The sequence below is a fragment of the Parasediminibacterium paludis genome, assembly GCF_042651445.1.
Lineage (GTDB): Bacteria > Bacteroidota > Bacteroidia > Chitinophagales > Chitinophagaceae > Parasediminibacterium > Parasediminibacterium paludis.
Window position 1 is genome coordinate 349,004 of record NZ_JBHSDC010000022.1, and the last position, 20,914, is coordinate 369,917.

Consider the following 20,914-nt stretch of genomic DNA (forward strand, 5'->3'; position numbering starts at 1 on the left):
TTTAAGCCATCGTTTCGATTGTGGAAAAGATTAATCATAGCTAGTTGTTTTTCCTCGGTGCTGCTTTTTATAAGTTTATTTTAACGATTTCCTAATCAAACTTTCTTGTCAACTTGGTATCTAATGCTTTAAACTGTTTTCTATGAAATTAAAGTATTTATTATTAATGTGTTTAGTTGTAGGCTGTGTTACAAGTGCTGAATCCCAAGTTTTTATTGGCGGCAGGTTTGGCGGGCGATTTGGCGGCGGCGCTAGATATGGATATGGTGCACCAAGACCGAGACCGAATTCACCCAAAAAAAATCAACCTAAATTTAAACCAGTGGTCATTGTATCGGTGGGCTATGGGTTTCCTAATTTAGATAAACTACAATTGCCAGATTATTTTAATTATTACAAAGGTACTGCTTCACAGTCTGGACCATTTACAGGTGCTATCGATTATCAATTTAATCCAACAACGAGTATTGGTTTGCTTGTAACCCATGGCACTGTAAAAATGCCATATTATAGCTATAATAACCCTACCTCGCCGTCTTTGAATGGGGCTTTAGACAATTGGAGTTATATGATCAATTTTGTGCGCTATATACCAGCTAGCAAAGCGGTGACGCCCTATATAAGAACGGCTATTGGTATTAATTCTTGGAGTCAAAATTTTACAGATGGCTCTGGTAATACTGTCTATCCGCCAGTAGCACTTCCCGATTTGGCTTATCAAATTGGCATTGGGGCTAAATTTAATGTAAGTAAAAATACTGGCTTTTTCGTAGAAGGTGGGTATGGTAAATACATCCTACACGGCGGTTTATCCTTTAAATTTTAATCACATTACTACAATAAAAATGGGTTAAGCAAAGCGCTTAACTCATTTTTATTATTTTTATTTTGTATAAGATTAACCTCTTACCGCTTTCACAGTTGCCAATACTTCTTTAGTGGCCGATTCGATAGTAGCGTAATCTTTTGCTTCTAATAAAGCTTTGCTCAATAATTTACTACCCATTCCTACCGCACTTACGCCCGATTTAAACCAAGCGCTAATGTTTTCTTTGGTAGTATCTACACCGCCTGTAGGCATAAATATCATAGCCGGGAACAATTCTTTAATTGAACTCATAAAATCTGGTCCTAATAAATTACCTGGGAATAATTTTACAAATTTTGCGCCTAGGTTTTCTGCAGCAATAATTTCTGATGGTGTCATAGCGCCCGGTACCCACAAAATATCAGCTTTATCAGCCACCGCAGCTACTTCAGGTATTAAGCCCGGAGAAATGATATAATCTGCACCTGCTTCAATAAATGCTTCTGCTTGCGCAGCATTTTTAATGGTGCCAATACCCAAGTAAAAACTTGGCATTTCAGCATCTACCAGCTTGCGTAATTCTTTAAAGTTGGCTAAAGCCGCTTCTCCTCTGTTGGTATATTCTACAGTTTTTACGCCCGCACGGTACAAAGCTCTTAATACTTCTAGGCTTACTTCTGTATCCTTATTAAAGAATAATGGCAAAATACCTTGTTCTTTAATAGCATTTAAAATGTCTACTTTTTTACTCATATGGTTTGTATTTAATCATGAAAAAATGCAGTTATAATACGTACATACAAGGCTTTGGATGCCTTAATTACTTAACAAAAGAAGGTCAGTTTTTACAATTTTAAAAGACTTTTCTATGCAAACGAATACGTAGATTTTGTTGCTAATATGCGTTTTTGCGCAATAATTTTGAAATTCGATTTGTGAAATAATCGTCAATAAAAGAATCACTCATTATTCATCTTACCACACAAAAATCAACTAACGATTATGTCTAAAAAAGTTGTGACTCTTGGTGAAATCATGTTGCGTTTATCAACGCCAGATTTCAAACGTTTTGTACAGGCCGATACTTTCGATATCACTTATGGTGGTGGCGAAGCCAACGTATCTGCTGCATTATGCAACTATGGTTTAAACGGAACGTTCGTTTCTAAAGTACCTAACAATCCTATTGGCCAAGCTGCTATCAATCACTTGCGCCGCTATGGTGTAGATACACAATTCGTAGCCCGTGGTGGCGACCGTTTAGGTATCTATTTCTTAGAAACTGGTGCTTCTATGCGCGCTTCTCAGGTTGTGTACGACCGTGCAGGTGCTTCCATTGCCGATGTTGATGCTAGCGAATTTGATTGGGATAAAATATTTGATGGTGCTGAGTGGTTTCACACCACTGGTATCACACCAGCATTAAGCGATAAAGCGGCTGCTTTAACTTTAGCTGCTTTAAAAGCTGCCAAAGCAAAAGGTATCACTACCTCTATTGACTTAAATTTCCGTAAAAAATTATGGACTAAAGAAAAAGCAAGAGTGGTAATGACTGAGCTTTGCGAGTTTGTAGACGTATGTATTGGTAACGAAGAAGATGCTGATTTATGCTTAGGCTTTAAAGCTGCAAATACCGATGTTACCAAAGGTGAATTAAACCTTGATGGTTTCAAAGACATCTTTGCACAAATGAAAGCGAAATTTGGTTTCAAATTCATCGCTTCTTCTTTACGTGAAAGCTACAGTGCTTCTGACAATGGTTGGAGCGCTCTTGTGTACGATGGTACAGATTTCTACCACACTAAAGAATACAAAGTTCGTATCGTAGACCGCGTAGGTAGTGGCGATAGCTTTGCAAGTGGTCTTATCTATGGTCTAGTTACAGGTATGCCAATGGCTGATGCTGCTGAATTTGGTGTTGCTGCTTCTGCGTTAAAGCACACTATTCCAGGTGACCTTAACCACGCAACCCTAAGCGAAGTAAAAGAACTAGTAAAAGGTGATGGTAGCGGCCGTGTACAACGTTAATTCGATAATGTGATAATTCGATGATATGCTAATTAAAATCCGTCAAGCCTTTTGCTTAGGCGGATTTTTTTCTTTGGTAACCAGCTGTAGCCTTTCAATTGAGCATCCGTTGCGTCGCACACTGCAACGTTCAATTCAACTATCAGCAGTTGCCACATATTATACCAATTTATTTGACTAAAGCCAAGCTATGTTTTAGCAATAACCCAAGGCTTAAGCCTTGGGTTAAAACAAATTAAAGTTATTGGCTTTAGCCAATAACTTTAACATCAGATCAATAATTTCAAATTACAAATCTCAAATTTTAAATCATGATAGTAGATACACTTGCCAATGCTGACAAATACACCAGCATTCACCCATTATTTGCAAAAGCATTTAAGTACATCAAATCTCAAAACCTTGCAGAATTAGAAATAGGTAAGACAGACATTGCAGAAGGTTTAAAAGCCATCGTGTCTGACAAAGCTGGCATGCCTGCGGCCGATTCCATTGCTAAGTTCGAGTGTCATAACAAGAATATCGATATTCAATTATGTATTCGTGGCAACGAAACCATCGGTTGGAAACCGCGTAGCACTTGCGCTTCTCAAAGGGGCGAGTATAACCCTGAAAAAGATGTTGTATTTTACAACGATGCACCAGATATGTATTTCAATTTAACCGATAACCAATTCGCTATTTTTTTTCCAGAAGATGTACATGCCCCTATGATTGCTGTAAACGACCAACCAATTAAAAAATTGGTGATGAAAGTGCAGATTTAATGAATGGTGAATAGTCAATGGAGAAAAGTCAATAGTGATATCTCAAATCCCTCAATCTTTTAAGGTTGGGGGATTTTTTATGAATGATGTCTCTATTTGCTGCCGCCAATTATAAACCCGATATTCGTTTAACAACTTTAAAATATGCCAGTAAATATGAAAAAATTAATCCTTTTAATTGTCTTATTTGTCTTTTTTCAAAATGTATTGCAAGCTCAAAGCACCCCTGCTTTTTGGCAAGAGATTGTTGCTTTTAAAAAGCAAGATTCGCTGCAATTACCCCAACAGCATTGCATTGTATTCGTAGGCAGTTCATCGTTTACAAAATGGAAAGACGTGAATGCGTATTTCCCTGAATACCCCATTATCAACCGAGGTTTTGGCGGTTCTACTTTGGTAGATGTGATTCGCTATGCTTACGATATTATTTTGCCATATCAGCCAAAACAAGTAGTGATTTACTGCGGTGAAAACGATTTGGCTTCGCCAGATAGTATTTCAGCAGCCGAAGTATTGAACAGGGTAAAAACACTATTCGGTATCATACGTACCAATTTGCCTAGCACGACAATCAGTTATGTGTCTATAAAACCCAGCCCTGTACGCACAAGTATTCAAGATAAAGTAAAAGCAGCTAATGCACTGATAAAAGCCTTTATAAAAAGGCAGTCCAATGCGTCTTTTATTGATGTGTACAAGCCAATGTTAGACGATAATGGGCAGATGCGTGAAGAATTGTATATAAGCGATCGTTTACATATGAAGCCAGCGGGTTATGCCATTTGGCAAAAGGAGATTGCGCCATATTTGGTTAAATAGGATAGGCTAACATCACTCATGTTAGCCTACTTTTTATTCTCAAGAATAATAGAAGGTTATTCTTGTTGTGTATTATTTACACAATTACTTTTGCTAATAAATGATGATACTATGCGCCTAGTTTTCATGTTACTATTAACAAGCTTTTTACAACAAATAGCAATGGCACAAGTACCCAAAGTGGTAGCAGGTACTATTAAGCATTATGACCAAATGCCTTCAAAATATGTTGGTGCAAGAAATATAGATGTATGGCTACCAGAAGGGTATAGCAATAGCAAAGAATATGCAGTGCTGTACATGCACGATGGTAAAGCCCTATTCGATTCTAGCATTATGTGGAACCACCAAGCCTGGCAAGTAGATAAAGTAGCTAGCCAACTGCTGCAAAGCCATCAAATAAAGGACTGCATTGTGGTGGGTATTTACAACGGCGAAGCCAAGCGCCACAGCGAGTATTTTCCGCAGAAGCCTTTTAAGTCGCTTACGCAAGCACAGCAAGATTCTATTTATAAAGCGACAAGAGGTGCTACGCAGCCTTTGTTTGCCGATACCATACAATCTGATAATTACTTAAAATTCATCGTAAAAGAGCTGAAACCCTTTATTGACAGCCATTTTGCTACTTTAAAAGATAGAGCCAACACATTTATTGCAGGTAGCAGCATGGGTGGTTTAATTTCTATGTATGCCATTTGTGAGTATCCACAAGTATTTGGTGGTGCAGCTTGTTTATCTACCCACTGGACAGGTATTTTTCGTGCAGATAATAACCCGATACCAGCTACTTTTATGGCCTATTTGCGTGACCATTTGCCCTCTCCAAAGGATCATAAAATATATTTTGATTATGGCACTGTCACTTTAGATGCCTTATACAAACCCTTTCAATCACAAGTAGATAGCATTATGCAGCAGAAAGGCTACACCGATGCTAATTGGCTTACTAAAGAGTACTTAGGTGCAGACCACAGCGAACGAAGCTGGAACAAACGTTTAGACGTGCCTTTACTGTTTTTGTTGGGTAAATGACGATCAAACATTTTTTAGAAACAGTAAAAATTTAAAGCTTTTTTAGTTCAATAACAATGCACATTCTTTCAATAACTTCTGCTTGTTTATAGCTGCAGTCCCCACTTCTTCGCATACTAAGCCACCTGCAATATTGGCTATTTCGGCTGCAAGGTTCATATTGTTGGTGGTAGCGTATACTAGCGAGGCTACAGCAATGACGGTATCGCCAGCGCCGCTTACATCGGCTATATTGCGGATGTGTGTAGGGATGATATTGGCTTCGGTAGCGTCTTTGTAAAACACGCCTTTTTCTGATAATGTTATAAACGAGATATGGTGCTGCAAATGGGCTTGTAACTGTGTGTGTATCTCGCTTAAAGTAGTGGTATTTACGGCTTCAAGGCTAATATTTAACCCTTCTTTTACTTCTTTCAAGTTGGGTTTAAACATATCTACCCCTTTGTAGGCAAAAAAGTTTTTGCGCTTAGGGTCTACCGTGGTTACAATGCCATTAGCTTGGCACAAAGCAATTAATTGGGTTATTAAACCTTCGGTTAATACACCCTTATTGTAGTCTTCAAATATGACCACATCGGGTTTATCGTTGGCAATGCACAGTTCTACTTGTTGCAGTACTTGTGCTTGCAAATCAGTAGAAATATCGGTGGTTAATTCTTCATCCAAGCGCATCATTTGTTGGTTACGGCTAATGATGCGTATTTTATTGGTGGTTATTCTATCGGTTGAGGCTAATAAATATTGGGTATTAATATGTTGTTCTTGGTAGAGTTTGGTTAAGGTGTCACCATTTGTATCGGCACCAATTACGGAGATAATAAAGGTTTGCGCACCCAAAGCCACCGTGTTTAAAGCCACATTACCAGCCCCGCCAATACGGTATTCTTTGGTATCAACGGCTACCACAGGTACAGGTGCTTCGGGTGAAATGCGCTCTACATGGCCCCACCAATACGTATCTAGCATCACATCGCCTACAACGGCTACTTTTTTACCCTTAAAAGCCTCGAATAACTGCTCAAAATTCATAACTAAGCTGCTTGCTTTTTATTTGCGACCGCAATGTAATACAAAGGAATCCCGATTAACACAATGATTAAGCCCGGCCAAGTGTATTGTGGTTTGTAAATGATGAGTAAGGTACAAAATGCAGCTCCCATGAGCATGTACAAAGCGGGTAATATAGGGTAGCCAAATGCCTTGTAAGGTCGCTCAGCATTTGGTAATTTTTTACGCAAAATAAAGATGCCCAGAATGGTAAGAATGTAGAACAATACTACCACAAACGAAATCATATCTAGCAAGTCGCCATACTTGCCACTCAAACATAAAATAGATGCTACTACACATTGCGCCCATAAAGCCCATTCAGGTACAGCATTTTTGTTTAAAGTACTTGCTCTTTTAAAAAACAAACCGTCATTTGCCATAGTATAATATACCCTTGCACCAGCTAATATTAAACCATTGTTACAGCCAAAAGTAGATACCATTATCAGCAAGGCAATTAAGGTAGTACCAAACGACGGAAAGATAGCATTGGCAGCCGTTACAGCTACACGGTCGTCTTTGGCAAAAGCAATCTCGTTTAGTGGCAACACGTTTAAGTACATCAAGTTTACTGAGATGTAAATAGTGGTTACAATCAGGGTACCTAAGAATAAACTCAAGCCAATATTGCGTTGTGGGTTTTTCATTTCGCCAGCAATAAACGTGACATTGTTCCATGCATCGCTACTAAAAATACTACCTACCATACTCGCTGCAATAGCACCTAATAAAGCACTACCAGAAATACCCATCCATGATACATTGGCAATGCTAAGTGTTTCGGCTGCATTAGCTGCTGTTGCTTTGGTAGATACAAAGCCTGTATGCCAGTTTTCTGTCCAATAACTATGTTTTACCAAGATAAAACCAAACACAATTAGGCCTAGCAAAGCCAGTAGTTTGGCAGACGTAAATAGGGTTTGTATAAACTTACCTTCCTTTACCCCACGTGAATTAATATAAGTGAGTAAAATGATGATGAATATAGCCACCAATTGGCCCGATGAAATCTGAAAGTTCCCAAAATGAAACAAGAAATAGTTATTACCTAACTCTGGTATTAAATAGGCCAAAAATTTAGAGAAAGCAACGCCTACCGCGGCAATGGTACCAGTTTGAATAACTGAGAAAAAACTCCAACCGTATAGAAAGCCCACCAAAGGATTATAAGCTTCTTTTAAATACACGTATTGGCCACCTGCTTTAGGAAACATCGCACTTAATTCGCCATAGCTAAGGGCTGCAATTAAGGTCATAAACCCAGTAATTAACCATACGGCAATTAACCAGCCTGCACTGCCCACATTACGTGTAATATCTGCACTTACAATAAAAATCCCCGATCCAATCATGCTGCCAGCAACAATCATTGTGGCATCTACTAAACCTAAAGTGGGTTTAAAGTTGGTAGTACTCATAAGCTTCTCATTAAAAATCCCATCCTGTTAGTTTGGATGGGATTGAAAGATAATAATTTGGTGTGGATGTACTATTTTTTCTTAGGGTATTTTTCGTTCAGTCCTTTAATTAGGTCTTTGGTAATATCGTAAGCACTGTCTTTGTAATACATTAATTCGCTAGAACTAGACAAGATAAAAGCGTAGGTTTTGTTTTTGTTGTATTCTTTTAAATAGTCTTCAATTTTCTTCTTAACGTCTAATAGTTTTTTAAAACGTTCATCTTGAATTTCTTGGCTTTTTTGTTGTTCGTTTGATTGTATAGCTTTTTGGCGTTCTTCAACATCTTGGTTGGCTTTAGCAGCTTCCATTTGTGTCATGCTTTGGCCTTTAGCTTGGTATTCTTTTACTTTTTCTATGTAGGCATTTCTTTGTGACAATAAATCGCTTCTTTTTTGTTGTTCAGATGCAGCTAATTCTTTGCTTACTTCTTTGTAGTATTCAAAACCAGTTTCCAACGAGTCACTTTCAAAATAGGCAATTTTAAAGCTATTATTTGCCACAGTAGCAGGCGCAGTAGCTACCGTTTTTTTATTTGAAAATTGTAAATAAAATAATACAGCTACCGCAATCACCAAAGCCGCATTTAAACCAATTGTAAAATTTTTCATGTGTTTTGTTTAATTGTTTTTTATGAACGCAAAATATTTAAAAGAATCGCAATGGTTCGTTATACCACTCAACGCCATTGTTTTATAACTTGTGACGCCAATTTTAGGATTGTAAAAATAATGGCAAAATAAGATTAGAAATTGTTAATTCATTTGTCTGAACCTGGATTTCGTAGGATGAAGCGGTTTGTAGGAATATATCACAGAATACTAATCCTCCCAATCCTGAAAATCTTCCAGAATCCCCGTTCAGACGTTTAAAAACCCCATTTAATTAAAGTAGCGCCCCAAGTAAAGCCACCCCCAAAAGCGGCAAAAACAAGATTGTCACCCTTTTGAAGTTGGTCTTGCCAATCCCACAAGCAAAGTGGGATGGTAGCTGCAGTAGTATTGCCATATCGGCTAATGTTTACCATCACTTTGTCTTTAGATAAACCCAATCTATCAGCAGTTGCATCAATAATTCTTAAATTGGCTTGATGTGGAACTAGCCATGCAATATCGTCACCTGTAAGGCCATTTCTTTCTAGCAATTCGGCACTAACATCTGCCATACCTTTTACAGCAAACTTAAATACTTGCGTACCTTCTTGGTGAATAAAATGCTCTTTTGCTAGCACCGTTTCTACACTTGCAGGGCGGAGAGAACCACCACCTTTCATATGCAATAAATCTTTACCACTACCATCGCTTTTTAATAAGCTGTCTTGTACGCCGTAGCCTTCTGTATTGGCTTCGAGTAATACGGCACCTGCGCCATCACCAAATAAAATACAGGTATTTCTATCTGTATAATCTACTATGGCGCTCATTTTATCGGCACCAACCACCAATACTTTTTTATACCTACCACTTTCTATAAAACTAGCACCTGTGGTAAGTGAAAATAAAAAACCACTGCAAGCAGCACTTAAGTCAAAGCCAAAAGCATTGCTGGCGCCTACTTTATCGCCGATAATATTTGCCGTTGAAGGAAACATCATATCTGGTGTAACCGTTGCGCAAATAATACAATCAATGTCTTTTGGGTCTAAGTTTTTCTTTCGTAAAATTTCTAAAACCGCAGGCACAGCAAGATCGCTAGTAGCAGCCCCCGGTGTGTTTAAAATGCGTCTTTCCGAAATGCCAGTTCTTGTTCTGATCCATTCGTCGTTGGTTGCTACCATTTTCTCTAGGTCAAAATTCGTCAATTTCGTCTCAGGTACATATCCACCAATAGCCGTAATGGCAGCTGTAATTTTAGTCATATTGATTCATCAGTTTTTTAAAAACGTCGGGCGAAAGTACGGTTATTGCCTCTCTTTTAAAACCTTTCAACCTTTTTTACAAAATTTATGGCTATTGAAATGGGGATAATTCAAAGCATGATGCGTGATATTTTGCCGCTAGTTAATGTGTAAAGGCAATAAAGACAATTTCGCAACCCATCGTTTCGGCGTTTTCTTGTCATTTTACCTTTTGTTGATGATGGGTAAGTGGTAGATGGCTTACTTTTATGCTTTAATGCAAAGCAACTTTTTTTTATGATAAAACAAATATTACTAAAATCCTTAAAAATCGCTGCCATAAGCTTCTTTAGCTTGGTGGCTTTGCTATTTTTAGCACCTTTTTTATTTCCACAACGCATTTCAGATGAAATTAAAAAACTAGCCACCAATAGCTTTACCACCTCAGTTAATTTTAGCAAAGCAAGACTTTCTTTTTTTAATCATTTTCCATCATTGACACTTACACTATACGATTTTGATTTAAATGGGTCTGCACCATATGCAAACACAACCTTGGTGAAAGCCAAAGAAGTAGCGCTTGGTATCAACATTGCCAGTTTATTATCTAAAAAAATTGATATCGATGAAATTTATTTAACAGAAGCGGCCATCAATATTCAAGTAGATGCAGAAGGAAAGCCCAATTACAACGTGTATAAAGCTGGCAAAGTAGATACCACCACCGTTAAAGATTCGAGTTCTGCCTCGTTAAAAATCGAGAAAATTGTAGTTGAAAAAAGCAGTGTTACCTACGATGATAGAAGCTTACCAATGTATATCAATGCAGTAGGGTTTGAATATAAAGGTAAAGGCGATTTAAGCAAAGCCATTTTTGACCTTACCACACATGCAGAAGTAGCTGCCGTTGATTTCATGTATGGCGGGCGTCAATATTTTGTGTCTAAAAAATTACAAGCTGATTTAATTACCAAAATTAATACCAATTCATTGGCTTTTATTTTTGAAAAAAATGATTTGAAAATCAATAAGCTGCCATTTGATTTTACAGGCAAATTCGAGTTTTTAAAGAATGGGTATGATATGCTTTTTAAACTTAACTCAAATGCAACTGATTTGCACGATATTTTTACAGCATTGCCACCCGAATATATCACCTGGCTTGATAAAACCGAGGTAAAAGGTACTGGCGATATTAATGCCGAATTATCGGGGAAATTTATAGCGTCTACTAATACAATGCCCGATTTAAAACTTAATATTGGTGTGCGGAACGGCTACATTGCTAATAATAAAACACCATCACCTGTCAAGAATTTATTTTTAAATTTTGAAACCAAATTACCTGGTTTAAATCCCGATAGTTTGTATGTAAATATTGACAGTATTTTCTTTAATATCGATAAAGATTATTTTAGTTCGGTGGTACAAATAAAAGGTATAAAACAGCCATATATTAAGGCAAAAATTAACTCTGAAATAGATTTAGATAAGTGGGACAAAGCCTTCGGTATAAGTACGTTTGATGTTAAAGGCTTATTCAAATTACACGCCACTGCCGATGGTAACTATACTACTACTACGGTAAAACATTTGCGTATCATAGATACCGTCATTAGTTCTATACCCAATTTTAAGGTGGAATCATCTCTTATCAATGGCTATTTTAAACATGCAAACGTGGCAGAGCCTGTTACCAATATAGCGTTTAATCTAAATGCATCATGTAGCGATAACAAGTACCAACATACTAAATTGTCTATCGAGAATCTGAATGCCAATGTATTAAGTAATTATATCAAGGGCTTTTTTAAATTATCTGGTGGCGATAATTACCCAATTGAAGCCAATATAAAAAGCAAATTCAACTTAGCGGATGTGAAGCAGTTTTATCCTTTGGACAGTATAGAATTAAAGGGTAATTTATTGGTAGATGTATTGTCTAGCGGTACGTATAATCCTGTAAAAAAAGCCTTTCCTAAAACTACTGCTGCTATTAGTTTGGTAAATGGTTCAGTAAAAACAAAATACTATCCTAGCCCAATAGAAAAAATAAATGTAGAAGCCACAGTAACCAATAACGACGGCACTTTAAAAGGCACTAGTATTAGTATTAAACCTGCTTCTTTGGAATTTGAAAAGCAACTATTTACCGTTAAAGCGAGCATAGAGAACTTGTCTGATATTAAATACGATATTACTTCCAATGGTGTACTAGATATTGGCAGAATTTATAAGGTTTTTGCCCTAGATGGTATTGGGGTTAATGGTTCAATAGAAACCCATGTATCGCTGCAAGGCAAGCAAAGCGATGCGATACGTGGCTTGTACGATAGACTAAGAAATAGTGGCACCATGAAAGTGAACAATGTGGCGTTAACCTACGAGCGTTTTCCGCAGCCATTACTGGTAAAATCTGGATTGTTTCGCTTTCAGCAAGAAAATATGTGGTTTGATGAATTCAATGCAAGCTATGGCAAAACTAATTTTAGCCTAAATGGTAATTTACAAAACGTAATTAATTATGTAATGCAAAGCCAATCGCTATTAAAGGGCGATTTTAAGCTCAATAGCAACAAAATTTATGTAGATGAATTAATGGCTTTTGCACCTGTTAAAGGCGATACATCATCCAAAAAATCTGCATCTACAGGTGTGATAATGATTCCTGATAATATAGATGTAACACTTACTGCTAACGCTAATAAAGTATTATATAACGGCTTGCAATTAGATAGTGCACATGGTAATCTTACTATCAGCAATGGCAAGTTGATGCTAAAAGAAACTGGCTTTAATATTATTGGCGCTGCCGCTGTAATGGATGCAACATATGTGAGTCAATCTGCAACAAAAGCCTATTTTGATTTTCACATTACGGCTAAAGATTTTGATGTAAATAAAGCGTATCGTCAAATTGAGTTGTTTCACAATATGGCAAGTTCTGCTAAATATTTAAAAGGCATTGTCTCGGTTGATTATGCTTTAAAAGGCAAGCTCGATGATAATATGATGCCTATTTACCCATCGCTGGAAGGTGGTGGTGTATTGTCTGTACAAAATGTGCAAGTGAAAGGTTTAAAGCTATTTACCGCCGTAAGTAAAGCTACTAATAGAGATAGTCTTAATAATCCTAACCTGAAAAAAGTAGATTTTAAAACCACTATTAAAAACAATATCATCACACTAGAACGTACTAAAATGCGTATTTTAGGTTTTAGACCACGCATAGAAGGTCAAGTAAGTTTAGATGGCAGATTGAACCTTAAAATGCGTATTGGTTTGCCGCCATTGGGTATTTTCGGTATTCCCGTAAGCATTACTGGAACGCAGGCGAATCCTAAAGTAGCATTAAGGCGTGGTAAGGATGCCGATAATTTGGAAGAAACACCCGATTCAACGCAGAATTAATTTGAGATTTGAAATTTAAGATTTGAAATTGTAAACCCTTGGTAATAAATCTCAAACTACCAATCTCAAATCATAAATTCCAAATCTCACTTCAAACAGGTATTTTTGTTGGTATGGAAGTAACAAATGCTACGATAGAAAAATTGGCACATTTGGCAAGATTACATTTTGCAGAAGATGAAAAAGAAGCCTATAAAGCCGATTTGCAAAACATGATTGCTTTTGTAGAAAAATTGCAAGAAGTAGATACCACAGGCGTAGAACCCTTAATGCATATGGGCGATAGCGTAAATGCTTTACGTGAAGATATTGTAGAAGGTAGCGTAACTAGGGAAGAAGCATTGCTAAATTCACCAGCTAAAGACAACCAATATTTTAAAGTGCCAAAGGTTATCAAACGATAGTCAATTGTCAATGGTCAGTAGTCAATAGTTAAGAATCTGTAACAAATGACTTATGACCAATGACCCCAAAACTCACCATTCATAACTACCACTCTCTATATGAGCGCAATCATCCACTTAGACAATATTCAGAAAGCCTACTTTATGGGCACGCAGGCTATACCGGTGTTAAAAGGTATTAACCTCGATATTTTTAAGAACGAATACGTAGCGCTCATGGGGCCAAGTGGTAGTGGTAAAAGTACTTTGATGAATATTTTGGGCTGCCTTGATTCACCTACAGGTGGTAGATATATATTGAACGGTAAAGACGTAAGTAAAATGCCTGATGACGACTTAGCAGAAGTGCGCAACACCGAAATTGGTTTCGTATTTCAACAGTTTAACTTATTACCTCGCCTTACCGCTGCCGAAAACGTAGCCCTGCCACTCATTTACGCAGGCATTAGCAAAAAAGAGCGCCACGAACGTGCTTTAGAAGCCCTAAGCAAAGTAGGCTTGGCCGAAAGAAGTCACCATAAAAGCAATGAACTAAGTGGTGGTCAAATACAGCGTGTAGCCATTGCACGTGCTTTGGTAAACAATCCCTCAATTCTCTTGGCCGACGAACCTACCGGTAACTTAGACAGTAAAACCTCGGTAGAAGTAATGGGCATTTTCGATAAAATACAGCAAGCTGGCAACACTGTAGTGCTAGTAACCCACGAAGAAGATATTGCTAGCTACGCCCACCGTGTAGTGCGCCTGAAAGATGGTCTTATTGAAAGCGACAAAAACAAAGCAGCGTTTATGGCTAGCCTACATGGGTAGGTTTTAGGTGATTGGTCATTGTATTCAACATCCATTATAAGTCTTCTTTTTTAAACCCGACAGGTCTTTAAGACCTGTCGGGTTTTTGCATAAATCCCAAATCACAAACCATAAATCAGAAATTATGATGGCGTTCCCGCTTGTGGCGTGTCGGGCTGTTCGTTGCAAGTCCTCGCTACGCTGCGGGCTTTCCACTGCCATCCCTTACGCATGGTGCAGCAGGTTAAGTAGGTTTTGGAAACGATATAGTGAAGAGACTTTTTTGGTACGCTTGCCAACATTTATCTGCACATATACCAACAAAGGCGAACAACTATTTACAATATTCTATAGATGAGCCGATATTAATATCCCAATACACTACACTAGCACTGATTCTTTCTGTTCTTAAATTATAAAAATAACTACCACCAAGAATATTGTCGAATTCAATTGAGTCGCCCACTTTAATATCATTAATATTTGAGGCATTGCAAATAGTACATTTTCCTTTTCCTGTCGCAATACAGAAGTTTCTTGTTTGAGTATTGATGAAAGTTACTTTACCAACCATGATTTATAAAATAATTACAGTAAAAATTGTTTCTAGTATCATTTTAATTGCAATCTAATTGCTCTTACTAAGGGTAGTCAATATAAGGCCTGTTTGAAAAAGGGTTACAATCATTGTATCTTTTTATTGTCAATTTTACAGCCTTAAATAAATTATACTTCTTTAAAGCAATAATTCCATATTCAGAGCAGGATGGATAATGTAAACATTTTGAATAACGCCTCATTTTAGTTTTTTGATAAACTCGTATTGAAATTACCAAAATCCAATTGATTGGCAGAGTCAAAATTTTCATTATGCTTTATGACTTAATTCTGAATATATTTTTCTTATTTCATACCCTTTTTCCTTTGTAGGTATAGGAATTGCAATTGTTCCACCAGATGTACTAATTCTTAATTGAAACGTTTTTTGAGCACTACACCCTTTTACTTCTTGACCTTCTGAAACTTCAATGAATGAAATTTTATCGAATGGTAAATCACCATCCTTTTCTACAAAATTTTCTAATTTTCCTTTAAGTTCAGAAACTTTTGTTTTATACATAACACGTCTATCCGTTAAAGCTAGCCAGTAATTTTGATGTTGCCCAGATGATCCACAACCACCTTTAAAAGCAATAAAGGAAAAATAATAAACTTTTTCAGTATCCATTAGTTGGTATGTAACCTCCATTGGAAGTCCTGATACGATTTCTGTTAATGCCATCTTTTTAGTTTTTTATTTGTTCAAAATTAAAGTAAGTTAATACATTATAGATGACTTAAAATTAGCCTATTTCGCCATTGTCAAGGTTATTTTTTTACAAGATAACAAACACTAAATTACACCCTAAAAATTTCCTGCCTAGGAAATTTTTTTTCCAAGCTAGGAAAATACATTTTCCTAGCTTGCTAATTTTTTTTCCTAGGCAGGAAATTCTAAAGTCCTAGCTTGGCAATTGTTTATAACACTTTTTCAAATTTCAAAGTGTGTTGCATCTCTTTTAGTTTAGGCCCTGGCGTAAACAATATTTTACTGCTTTTAATAGCACTAGCTGTTACATCTTTTTCTTTTGCAAAGCCCTCGCTGCTTAGGCTTAGGCGTAAGCTACCCAAGTCGCCAATGCGTACTATTAGCCCATTGGCTAGGTCGTCTGTAATTACGTCTACCATCGAATACAATACGGCACGTATATCTGCGCCACTTACGGTACATATCTTTTCTATACTTTTTGTTATTTGCTCTAGGCTACGCTCACCTTGTACCACAGGTGTTGCGTAGTATTTGCCATTACCACCGCCTATTACGCCAGGCTCAGCTTTCTTAATTACTTTGTACTTTACTGCCATAACTTTTTTGTTTTTAAAGTTTTAATAAATAATTGTTTTTTAAGGTGTTATGGGTAGTTCTTTTATCCTAGAGGTAGACACATGGCTATCGGTATACCATCTTTAAACAGATTTATTTTTTACAATATTAACACAAAATCTTTATTATCGCTATACGTTTCCGTATCAATTCAAATATTTTTTCAATTGTATGAAGGTATTTCATTGAACCAATCTCACACAATCTTGTTGTTCTCACACAACAGCTATACGTTTGTAGCGTTTCGAAAGTGATGTGTACCTTAAATAGATAATAATGGCGTTAAAAATATATACCAAAACCGGCGATTTAGGCAAAACCTCATTAATTGGCGGCACCAAAGTGCCTAAGTCGCATATTAGAATAGATGCGTATGGCACTATCGATGAATTAAATTCATATATTGGCTTGCTTGGCGATTATTTTCACCACAGTGCGGCAAATAGCACGCTGAAAGAAATTCAGGATAGATTATTTACCATTGGTTCATCATTGGCTTGCGACCCAGACAAAGAGCCGCTAATGAAAATTCCTGACCTAAAAGAAACTGATATTACATTTCTGGAGCATGAAATAGATCGTATGAATGACGTGTTGCCAGTAATGAAGTTTTTTGTTTTGCCAGGAGGGCATGCAGCGGTTTCTACAGCGCATGTAACCCGTTGTGTATGCCGCCGCGCCGAACGCTGCTGTGTAGCCATGCAAGAACACGAATTATTTGTAGAACCTTTGGTAATTAAATACCTTAACCGACTAAGCGACTATTTATTTGTACTTGGCAGATTTATTGCTCACGAACTGCAAGTTGCTGAAGTAGCTTGGAAACCAAGGGTGGGGTAGATTTATGATTTGAGATTTTGTATCTAATAACGGCCATTCTGATACTTTCTTTATCACATCATCATAATAGCTAATTAGCACATTAACCAGTAATTTTCCCATCTTTCATATGTACGGTTCTGTCGCTCATAGCGGCAAGTTCTTCGTTGTGCGTAACTATCAAAAAGGTCTGTCCAAGTTCTGTTTTTAAGCGTACAAAGAGTTCGTGCAGGTCTTTTGCATTGGCGCTATCAAGGTTGCCCGTGGGCTCATCTGCAAATACAATAGATGGCTTGTTTATTAAGGCTCTTGCTACTGCTACACGCTGCTGTTCGCCACCACTAAGTTGTTGTGGTTTATTTTGCGCCCTTTCGCTTAAGCCTAATAAGTTTAAAAGTTCTTGCGCTTCTTTTGCTACTTGTGATTTGCTACGGTTTGCTATCCAACCAGGTATACACACATTTTCTAGCGCACTAAATTCAGGTAATAAATGGTGAAACTGAAATACAAAACCCATATGCATATTTCTAAAAGCAGCCAACTGCTTGCCTTTAAGTAAGTGAATAGGTTGTTGGTTTAATACAATACTGCCGCTATCCGGTGTATCTAATGTACCAAGAATATGTAATAAGGTACTTTTACCCGCACCAGAACTACCCACTATAGACACAATTTCGCCATTGGCTACGGTAATATTAACACCTTTTAATACTTGTAATTGATCGTATTGCTTAGTAATATGATGGGCTTCTAACATACAATTGGGCACTTATTGGCTGTAAACATACAACCAGTGTGGCAACTTTTTTACATCTTTAATAATTTAATAAGGTTGTAACAAAACTTACATTTGGTGGTTTCATTTATACGGTTACATTTGCACAAATTTTTGAAGTATGTTTTGGACTTTAGAATTAGCAAGTTACCTAGAAGAAGCGCCTTGGCCAGCTACCAAAGATGAGTTAATTGATTACTCCATCCGTAGTGGTGCACCTATTGAGGTGGTTGAAAACCTCCAAGAATTAGATGATGAAGGTGAAATTTATGAGAGTATTGAAGACATTTGGCCAGACTATCCTAGTCAGGAAGACTTTATGTTTAATGAAGACGAATACTAATAACATTAGATGAATTAAGTACATAAAAATAGCCGCTTGACACAAGCGGCTATTTTTGTATTAACTATTTTACATCTTTTAAAATCTTGGGCAAGGAATGTTTTTGTCTGTTTCTTTCTTCAAGATGTACACCAACGAAATCTCGATACCACCTTGTCGTTGGCTAGCAGTTTTTAGCGACGAACTATTAACATCGTAAGTAGCACCCAATCTTACATCGCCAAATTCTAAGCCTAAATAGGGAATAATAGCGTCGTTAAATCGCATCCAACTACCTAAATAAATGCTTGTTGGCTTGGCTTCTTCTGGGTTAGCCACTAATTGTATAGCACCACCAACTACAGTTTCAGAAGCGCCGCCTTGAAAAGTTTGCATACCGCTTAGGTGCAAAATAGTATTACCATTTGCCCCTAAAGGAAAATAAGTACCTGCATGAATGGTAGCACGAGGGTTCAGTACATAATTGCCACCTACAAAACTTTGTTTTGGTCTATTAACGTGGTATAAACTAACACCAAAATAAAAATTATTCTTATCAGTAGTGCTACCACTGTACAAAATGCCCGTATTTACATCTATATAATTAGCAGATAGAGTAGCGCCACTAAAAATTTCTTGTGTTACACCAGTAAATCCAGCTGTTGTTAACTGATCTTCAAATTGTAGGGCATTGGTGTTGATAGACATGGTAGCAGAAGTAACTTGAAAACCAAGCCCCAATTGGTGATAGCCTTCTTCGTCTAAGCCTTTGTGGTAAGCAGTTGATAAAGTAGCATAATTAAAACGTACCGCACCATTTGCACTATTATCGCTGTAAAACAATCCGCCAATTCCCCAAGTATCATTTTGAGGGATGTGATTTTCACGCAAATGAAAGTCTACCGAACCTGTTGTGGTGATATATGCGTTATTGATGGTAGGCCACTGATTGCGATAATTACCTGCTGCTCTAAAAGTACCTGAAAACTTGCCTGTAAACGCTGGATTTAAGGTTAATGGCGACGAGAAAAATTGCGAAAAGTGTGGATCTTGCGCATACGTCATTAAGCCAATCAATATAAAACAGCTAGTAATAATTAATCTTCTCATTTATATCAAGATATCAGACAACTAAATTAAGGCAAATAGCGTAATAAAAAATTATTACTATAAGAATTTAACAAATCATGCTTGAACTTTAGTGCCAAATGCCAAATCGCCTGCATCACCAAGGCCAGGCACAATATAGCCTTTTGCAGTAATTTCTTCATCAATATCACCACACCAAATCGTAATATCTTCGCCACATTGACTTTTGATATAATCTATACCTACGGAGCAGGCAATGGCACAAACGACATGGATAGCTTTTGGGTTGCCTTCCTCTTTCATATAGCGAATCGTTTTAACCAAAGAAGCCCCTGTTGCCAACATGGGGTCGCTGATGATAATAATGCGGTTTTCTAAAGTTGGGCAGCTCATGTATTCTAAACTAATTTCAAAACTTCCATCGGGAAAATGTTTTCTATAAGCAGAAATAAAGGCATTATCAGCCTTGTCAAGATAATTCAACATACCATTATGGAGCGGTAAGCCTGCTCTTAAAATGGTGGCCAAAACGGGTTGTTCGGCCAATACTTTACTATTATGAATGCCCAATGGCGTTTGAATATCTACGGTAATAGTAGGCATTTGTTTACTAATTTCATAAGCGGCAACTTCGCCAATACGCTCTAGGTTTCTGCGGAAGCGTAATCGATCGCCTTGGACATTCACGTCTCTTAATTCAGATACCCAATTGCTGAGCAAACTATGTTGCTCACTTAAGTTGATAACCATGCTACAATTATTAAATAGAAAAGTGGGGAAAACAATCGAAAGTAAATAAAATACTATTCTCTTTGAGGAAGAATTGATGTTTGTAAGAGAATATTATTTGTTAGGGTACAAAATGGTATTTTTCAATATTGTAGATGTATTTAAAATCCTATTTCATAAAACTAGTACAATAAAAAAGCAGTATATTTTGCATTATCAAAAACACTATTTTTGTTTTGATTATGATTGCATTTGTAAGGGGAAAATTTGTAAACAAAACGCCTGCGAGAGTGGTGGTAGATGTAAATGGCGTAGGCTACGATTTACAAATTAGCCTCAATACTTACAGCGCTATTGCTAATGCCGATGAAGGTTTGTTGCACGCTTATATTCACTTGTATGAAAACGGGCAAACCATGTATGGCTTTGCAACAGTGGCAGAAAAAGAAATTTTTTTACAACTGATAAGTGTATCTGGTGTTGGTGCAGCTACCGCAAGAATGATGCTGTCTGGAATGAGACCTGACGAAATTGTAAAGGCGATTGTGCAAGGCAATACCAAGCAGCTCGAAAGCATTAAAGGTATAGGTAAAAAAAGTGCTGAAAGACTGATTGTAGAGCTGAGAGATAAGCTTGGAAAGCAAGCAATGGAAAGCCCGCTAACAAATTTCGCCATTCAAACTGTGGATGCGGATGCTATTAATGCCCTGATTGCACTTGGTATTAGTAAGCCAATGGCAGAAAACGCTGTAAAAAAAGTAATATTGTCAAATCCTGATATCGCTTTGGAGGACATGATTAAACAAGCATTAAAAAATTTATAGTTATAAGAGTAAATTTTACCTAACCAGAGT

At 37.2% G+C, this 20,914-nt stretch carries 23 protein-coding genes; 11 read left to right on the top strand and 12 right to left on the bottom strand.

Translation table 11 applies throughout. From position 1 onward, the window contains the following. Positions 1–142: 142 nt before the first annotated feature. Entirely contained in the window at positions 143–826 is a 684-nt protein-coding gene (locus ACFOW1_RS11815; RefSeq protein WP_379014491.1) for a hypothetical protein, read from the top strand. 72 nt (positions 827–898) lie between these two features. On the opposite strand, the gene eda is transcribed toward ACFOW1_RS11815, so the two are convergent. Next, positions 899–1,561 (bottom strand): bifunctional 4-hydroxy-2-oxoglutarate aldolase/2-dehydro-3-deoxy-phosphogluconate aldolase, encoded by a 663-nt coding sequence (eda, locus tag ACFOW1_RS11820; protein WP_379014492.1) that lies wholly within the window; start codon positions 1,559–1,561, stop codon positions 899–901. 249 nt (positions 1,562–1,810) lie between these two features. Here eda and ACFOW1_RS11825 point away from each other — a divergent pair, with 249 nt between their 5' ends. From ACFOW1_RS11825 to ACFOW1_RS11840, 4 genes are all read left to right on the top strand, one after another. After that, positions 1,811–2,836 (top strand): PfkB family carbohydrate kinase, encoded by a 1,026-nt coding sequence (locus ACFOW1_RS11825; RefSeq protein WP_379014493.1) that lies wholly within the window; start codon positions 1,811–1,813, stop codon positions 2,834–2,836. A gap of 311 nt (positions 2,837–3,147) precedes the next feature. Further along, positions 3,148–3,603, top strand: a complete 456-nt coding sequence (locus tag ACFOW1_RS11830; RefSeq protein WP_379014494.1) for a YhcH/YjgK/YiaL family protein — start codon at positions 3,148–3,150, stop codon at positions 3,601–3,603. A 156-nt stretch (positions 3,604–3,759) separates the two neighbouring features. Beyond that, complete coding sequence (locus ACFOW1_RS11835) at positions 3,760–4,422, top strand: GDSL-type esterase/lipase family protein (protein ID WP_379014495.1); 663 nt, start codon at positions 3,760–3,762, stop codon at positions 4,420–4,422. 111 nt (positions 4,423–4,533) lie between these two features. Beyond that, positions 4,534–5,454 carry an alpha/beta hydrolase gene (locus tag ACFOW1_RS11840; RefSeq protein WP_379014496.1) on the top strand — a complete coding sequence of 307 codons (921 nt, stop codon included), beginning with the start codon at positions 4,534–4,536 and terminating at the stop codon, positions 5,452–5,454. 42 nt (positions 5,455–5,496) lie between these two features. Here the strand turns inward: ACFOW1_RS11840 and ACFOW1_RS11845 are convergent, their stop codons facing one another. The 4 genes from ACFOW1_RS11845 to ACFOW1_RS11860 all read right to left on the bottom strand — a co-directional run bounded on the left by ACFOW1_RS11845 (position 5,497) and on the right by ACFOW1_RS11860 (position 9,819). Continuing rightward, complete coding sequence (locus ACFOW1_RS11845; protein ID WP_379014497.1) at positions 5,497–6,483, bottom strand: bifunctional heptose 7-phosphate kinase/heptose 1-phosphate adenyltransferase; 987 nt, start codon at positions 6,481–6,483, stop codon at positions 5,497–5,499. Between the two features lie 2 nt (positions 6,484–6,485). Next, a complete protein-coding gene (locus ACFOW1_RS11850) occupies positions 6,486–7,922 on the bottom strand; it encodes an APC family permease (protein WP_379014498.1) in 1,437 nt (478 codons plus the stop codon). A gap of 71 nt (positions 7,923–7,993) precedes the next feature. Further along, positions 7,994–8,572 (bottom strand): OmpH family outer membrane protein, encoded by a 579-nt coding sequence (locus ACFOW1_RS11855; protein WP_379014499.1) that lies wholly within the window; start codon positions 8,570–8,572, stop codon positions 7,994–7,996. Positions 8,573–8,829: 257 nt separating this feature from the next. Further along, on the bottom strand, positions 8,830–9,819 hold the full coding sequence (locus ACFOW1_RS11860) for a beta-ketoacyl-ACP synthase III (protein WP_379014501.1): 990 nt from the start codon (positions 9,817–9,819) through the stop codon (positions 8,830–8,832). A 276-nt stretch (positions 9,820–10,095) separates the two neighbouring features. On the opposite strand from ACFOW1_RS11860, the gene ACFOW1_RS11865 reads away from it, so the two are divergent. From ACFOW1_RS11865 to ACFOW1_RS11875, 3 genes are all read left to right on the top strand, one after another. Next, positions 10,096–13,209, top strand: coding sequence for an AsmA family protein (locus tag ACFOW1_RS11865; RefSeq protein WP_379014503.1), 3,114 nt, complete (start codon positions 10,096–10,098; stop codon positions 13,207–13,209). Positions 13,210–13,322: 113 nt separating this feature from the next. Continuing rightward, on the top strand, positions 13,323–13,613 hold the full coding sequence (gene gatC, locus ACFOW1_RS11870; protein WP_379014504.1) for an Asp-tRNA(Asn)/Glu-tRNA(Gln) amidotransferase subunit GatC: 291 nt from the start codon (positions 13,323–13,325) through the stop codon (positions 13,611–13,613). A 99-nt stretch (positions 13,614–13,712) separates the two neighbouring features. Further along, positions 13,713–14,423 (top strand): ABC transporter ATP-binding protein, encoded by a 711-nt coding sequence (locus tag ACFOW1_RS11875; protein ID WP_379014506.1) that lies wholly within the window; start codon positions 13,713–13,715, stop codon positions 14,421–14,423. 313 nt (positions 14,424–14,736) lie between these two features. Here the strand turns inward: ACFOW1_RS11875 and ACFOW1_RS11880 are convergent, their stop codons facing one another. The 4 genes from ACFOW1_RS11880 to ACFOW1_RS11895 form a co-directional block, all read right to left on the bottom strand. Then, positions 14,737–14,976, bottom strand: a complete 240-nt coding sequence (locus ACFOW1_RS11880) for a hypothetical protein (RefSeq protein ID WP_379014508.1) — start codon at positions 14,974–14,976, stop codon at positions 14,737–14,739. A gap of 67 nt (positions 14,977–15,043) precedes the next feature. Then, the gene (yidD, locus tag ACFOW1_RS11885) at positions 15,044–15,271 is read right to left on the bottom strand and encodes a membrane protein insertion efficiency factor YidD (protein ID WP_379014509.1); all 228 of its coding nucleotides are present in this window, start codon (positions 15,269–15,271) and stop codon (positions 15,044–15,046) included. Next, positions 15,271–15,684, bottom strand: coding sequence for a PH domain-containing protein (locus ACFOW1_RS11890; RefSeq protein ID WP_379014511.1), 414 nt, complete (start codon positions 15,682–15,684; stop codon positions 15,271–15,273). Before ACFOW1_RS11890 ends, yidD begins: the two co-directional genes overlap by 1 nt. A 236-nt stretch (positions 15,685–15,920) precedes the next feature. Then, a complete protein-coding gene (locus tag ACFOW1_RS11895; protein WP_379014513.1) occupies positions 15,921–16,307 on the bottom strand; it encodes an HU family DNA-binding protein in 387 nt (128 codons plus the stop codon). A 295-nt stretch (positions 16,308–16,602) separates the two neighbouring features. Here ACFOW1_RS11895 and ACFOW1_RS11900 point away from each other — a divergent pair, with 295 nt between their 5' ends. Continuing rightward, positions 16,603–17,166, top strand: coding sequence for a cob(I)yrinic acid a,c-diamide adenosyltransferase (locus ACFOW1_RS11900; RefSeq protein WP_379014514.1), 564 nt, complete (start codon positions 16,603–16,605; stop codon positions 17,164–17,166). An 82-nt stretch (positions 17,167–17,248) separates the two neighbouring features. Here the strand turns inward: ACFOW1_RS11900 and ACFOW1_RS11905 are convergent, their stop codons facing one another. Next, the gene (locus tag ACFOW1_RS11905; RefSeq protein WP_379014516.1) at positions 17,249–17,902 is read right to left on the bottom strand and encodes an ABC transporter ATP-binding protein; all 654 of its coding nucleotides are present in this window, start codon (positions 17,900–17,902) and stop codon (positions 17,249–17,251) included. A gap of 139 nt (positions 17,903–18,041) precedes the next feature. Between ACFOW1_RS11905 and ACFOW1_RS11910 the strand changes: the two genes are divergently transcribed. Then, a complete protein-coding gene (locus ACFOW1_RS11910) occupies positions 18,042–18,263 on the top strand; it encodes a DUF2795 domain-containing protein (RefSeq protein WP_111293716.1) in 222 nt (73 codons plus the stop codon). 78 nt (positions 18,264–18,341) lie between these two features. Here ACFOW1_RS11910 and ACFOW1_RS11915 read toward each other — a convergent pair whose 3' ends face one another. Both ACFOW1_RS11915 and upp read right to left on the bottom strand, forming a co-directional pair. After that, the gene (locus ACFOW1_RS11915; RefSeq protein ID WP_379014518.1) at positions 18,342–19,352 is read right to left on the bottom strand and encodes a PorP/SprF family type IX secretion system membrane protein; all 1,011 of its coding nucleotides are present in this window, start codon (positions 19,350–19,352) and stop codon (positions 18,342–18,344) included. Positions 19,353–19,427: 75 nt separating this feature from the next. Then, on the bottom strand, positions 19,428–20,081 hold the full coding sequence (upp, locus tag ACFOW1_RS11920) for a uracil phosphoribosyltransferase (RefSeq protein ID WP_379014519.1): 654 nt from the start codon (positions 20,079–20,081) through the stop codon (positions 19,428–19,430). Positions 20,082–20,302: 221 nt separating this feature from the next. Here upp and ruvA point away from each other — a divergent pair, with 221 nt between their 5' ends. Next, on the top strand, positions 20,303–20,884 hold the full coding sequence (gene ruvA / locus ACFOW1_RS11925) for a Holliday junction branch migration protein RuvA (protein WP_379014520.1): 582 nt from the start codon (positions 20,303–20,305) through the stop codon (positions 20,882–20,884). Positions 20,885–20,914 lie beyond the last annotated feature (30 nt).

Bases quoted from the DNA above. Each gene is read 5' to 3' on its own strand.
- ACFOW1_RS11915 (WP_379014518.1), bottom strand. From the start codon at position 19,352: ATGAGAAGATTAATTATTACTAGCTGTTTTATATTGATTGGCTTAATG.
- ACFOW1_RS11860 (WP_379014501.1), bottom strand. From the start codon at position 9,819: ATGACTAAAATTACAGCTGCCATTACGGCTATTGGTGGATATGTACCT.
- gatC (WP_379014504.1), top strand. From the start codon at position 13,323: ATGGAAGTAACAAATGCTACGATAGAAAAATTGGCACATTTGGCAAGA.
- ACFOW1_RS11875 (WP_379014506.1), top strand. From the start codon at position 13,713: ATGAGCGCAATCATCCACTTAGACAATATTCAGAAAGCCTACTTTATG.
- ACFOW1_RS11825 (WP_379014493.1), top strand. From the start codon at position 1,811: ATGTCTAAAAAAGTTGTGACTCTTGGTGAAATCATGTTGCGTTTATCA.
- ACFOW1_RS11880 (WP_379014508.1), bottom strand. From the start codon at position 14,976: ATGGTTGGTAAAGTAACTTTCATCAATACTCAAACAAGAAACTTCTGT.
- ACFOW1_RS11910 (WP_111293716.1), top strand. From the start codon at position 18,042: ATGTTTTGGACTTTAGAATTAGCAAGTTACCTAGAAGAAGCGCCTTGG.
- ACFOW1_RS11890 (WP_379014511.1), bottom strand. From the start codon at position 15,684: ATGGCATTAACAGAAATCGTATCAGGACTTCCAATGGAGGTTACATAC.
- ruvA (WP_379014520.1), top strand. From the start codon at position 20,303: ATGATTGCATTTGTAAGGGGAAAATTTGTAAACAAAACGCCTGCGAGA.
- ACFOW1_RS11865 (WP_379014503.1), top strand. From the start codon at position 10,096: ATGATAAAACAAATATTACTAAAATCCTTAAAAATCGCTGCCATAAGC.
- ACFOW1_RS11900 (WP_379014514.1), top strand. From the start codon at position 16,603: ATGGCGTTAAAAATATATACCAAAACCGGCGATTTAGGCAAAACCTCA.
- upp (WP_379014519.1), bottom strand. From the start codon at position 20,081: ATGGTTATCAACTTAAGTGAGCAACATAGTTTGCTCAGCAATTGGGTA.
- ACFOW1_RS11855 (WP_379014499.1), bottom strand. From the start codon at position 8,572: ATGAAAAATTTTACAATTGGTTTAAATGCGGCTTTGGTGATTGCGGTA.
- ACFOW1_RS11850 (WP_379014498.1), bottom strand. From the start codon at position 7,922: ATGAGTACTACCAACTTTAAACCCACTTTAGGTTTAGTAGATGCCACA.
- ACFOW1_RS11845 (WP_379014497.1), bottom strand. From the start codon at position 6,483: ATGAATTTTGAGCAGTTATTCGAGGCTTTTAAGGGTAAAAAAGTAGCC.
- ACFOW1_RS11830 (WP_379014494.1), top strand. From the start codon at position 3,148: ATGATAGTAGATACACTTGCCAATGCTGACAAATACACCAGCATTCAC.
- ACFOW1_RS11905 (WP_379014516.1), bottom strand. From the start codon at position 17,902: ATGTTAGAAGCCCATCATATTACTAAGCAATACGATCAATTACAAGTA.
- ACFOW1_RS11815 (WP_379014491.1), top strand. From the start codon at position 143: ATGAAATTAAAGTATTTATTATTAATGTGTTTAGTTGTAGGCTGTGTT.
- eda (WP_379014492.1), bottom strand. From the start codon at position 1,561: ATGAGTAAAAAAGTAGACATTTTAAATGCTATTAAAGAACAAGGTATT.
- ACFOW1_RS11840 (WP_379014496.1), top strand. From the start codon at position 4,534: ATGCGCCTAGTTTTCATGTTACTATTAACAAGCTTTTTACAACAAATA.
- ACFOW1_RS11835 (WP_379014495.1), top strand. From the start codon at position 3,760: ATGAAAAAATTAATCCTTTTAATTGTCTTATTTGTCTTTTTTCAAAAT.
- yidD (WP_379014509.1), bottom strand. From the start codon at position 15,271: ATGAAAATTTTGACTCTGCCAATCAATTGGATTTTGGTAATTTCAATA.
- ACFOW1_RS11895 (WP_379014513.1), bottom strand. From the start codon at position 16,307: ATGGCAGTAAAGTACAAAGTAATTAAGAAAGCTGAGCCTGGCGTAATA.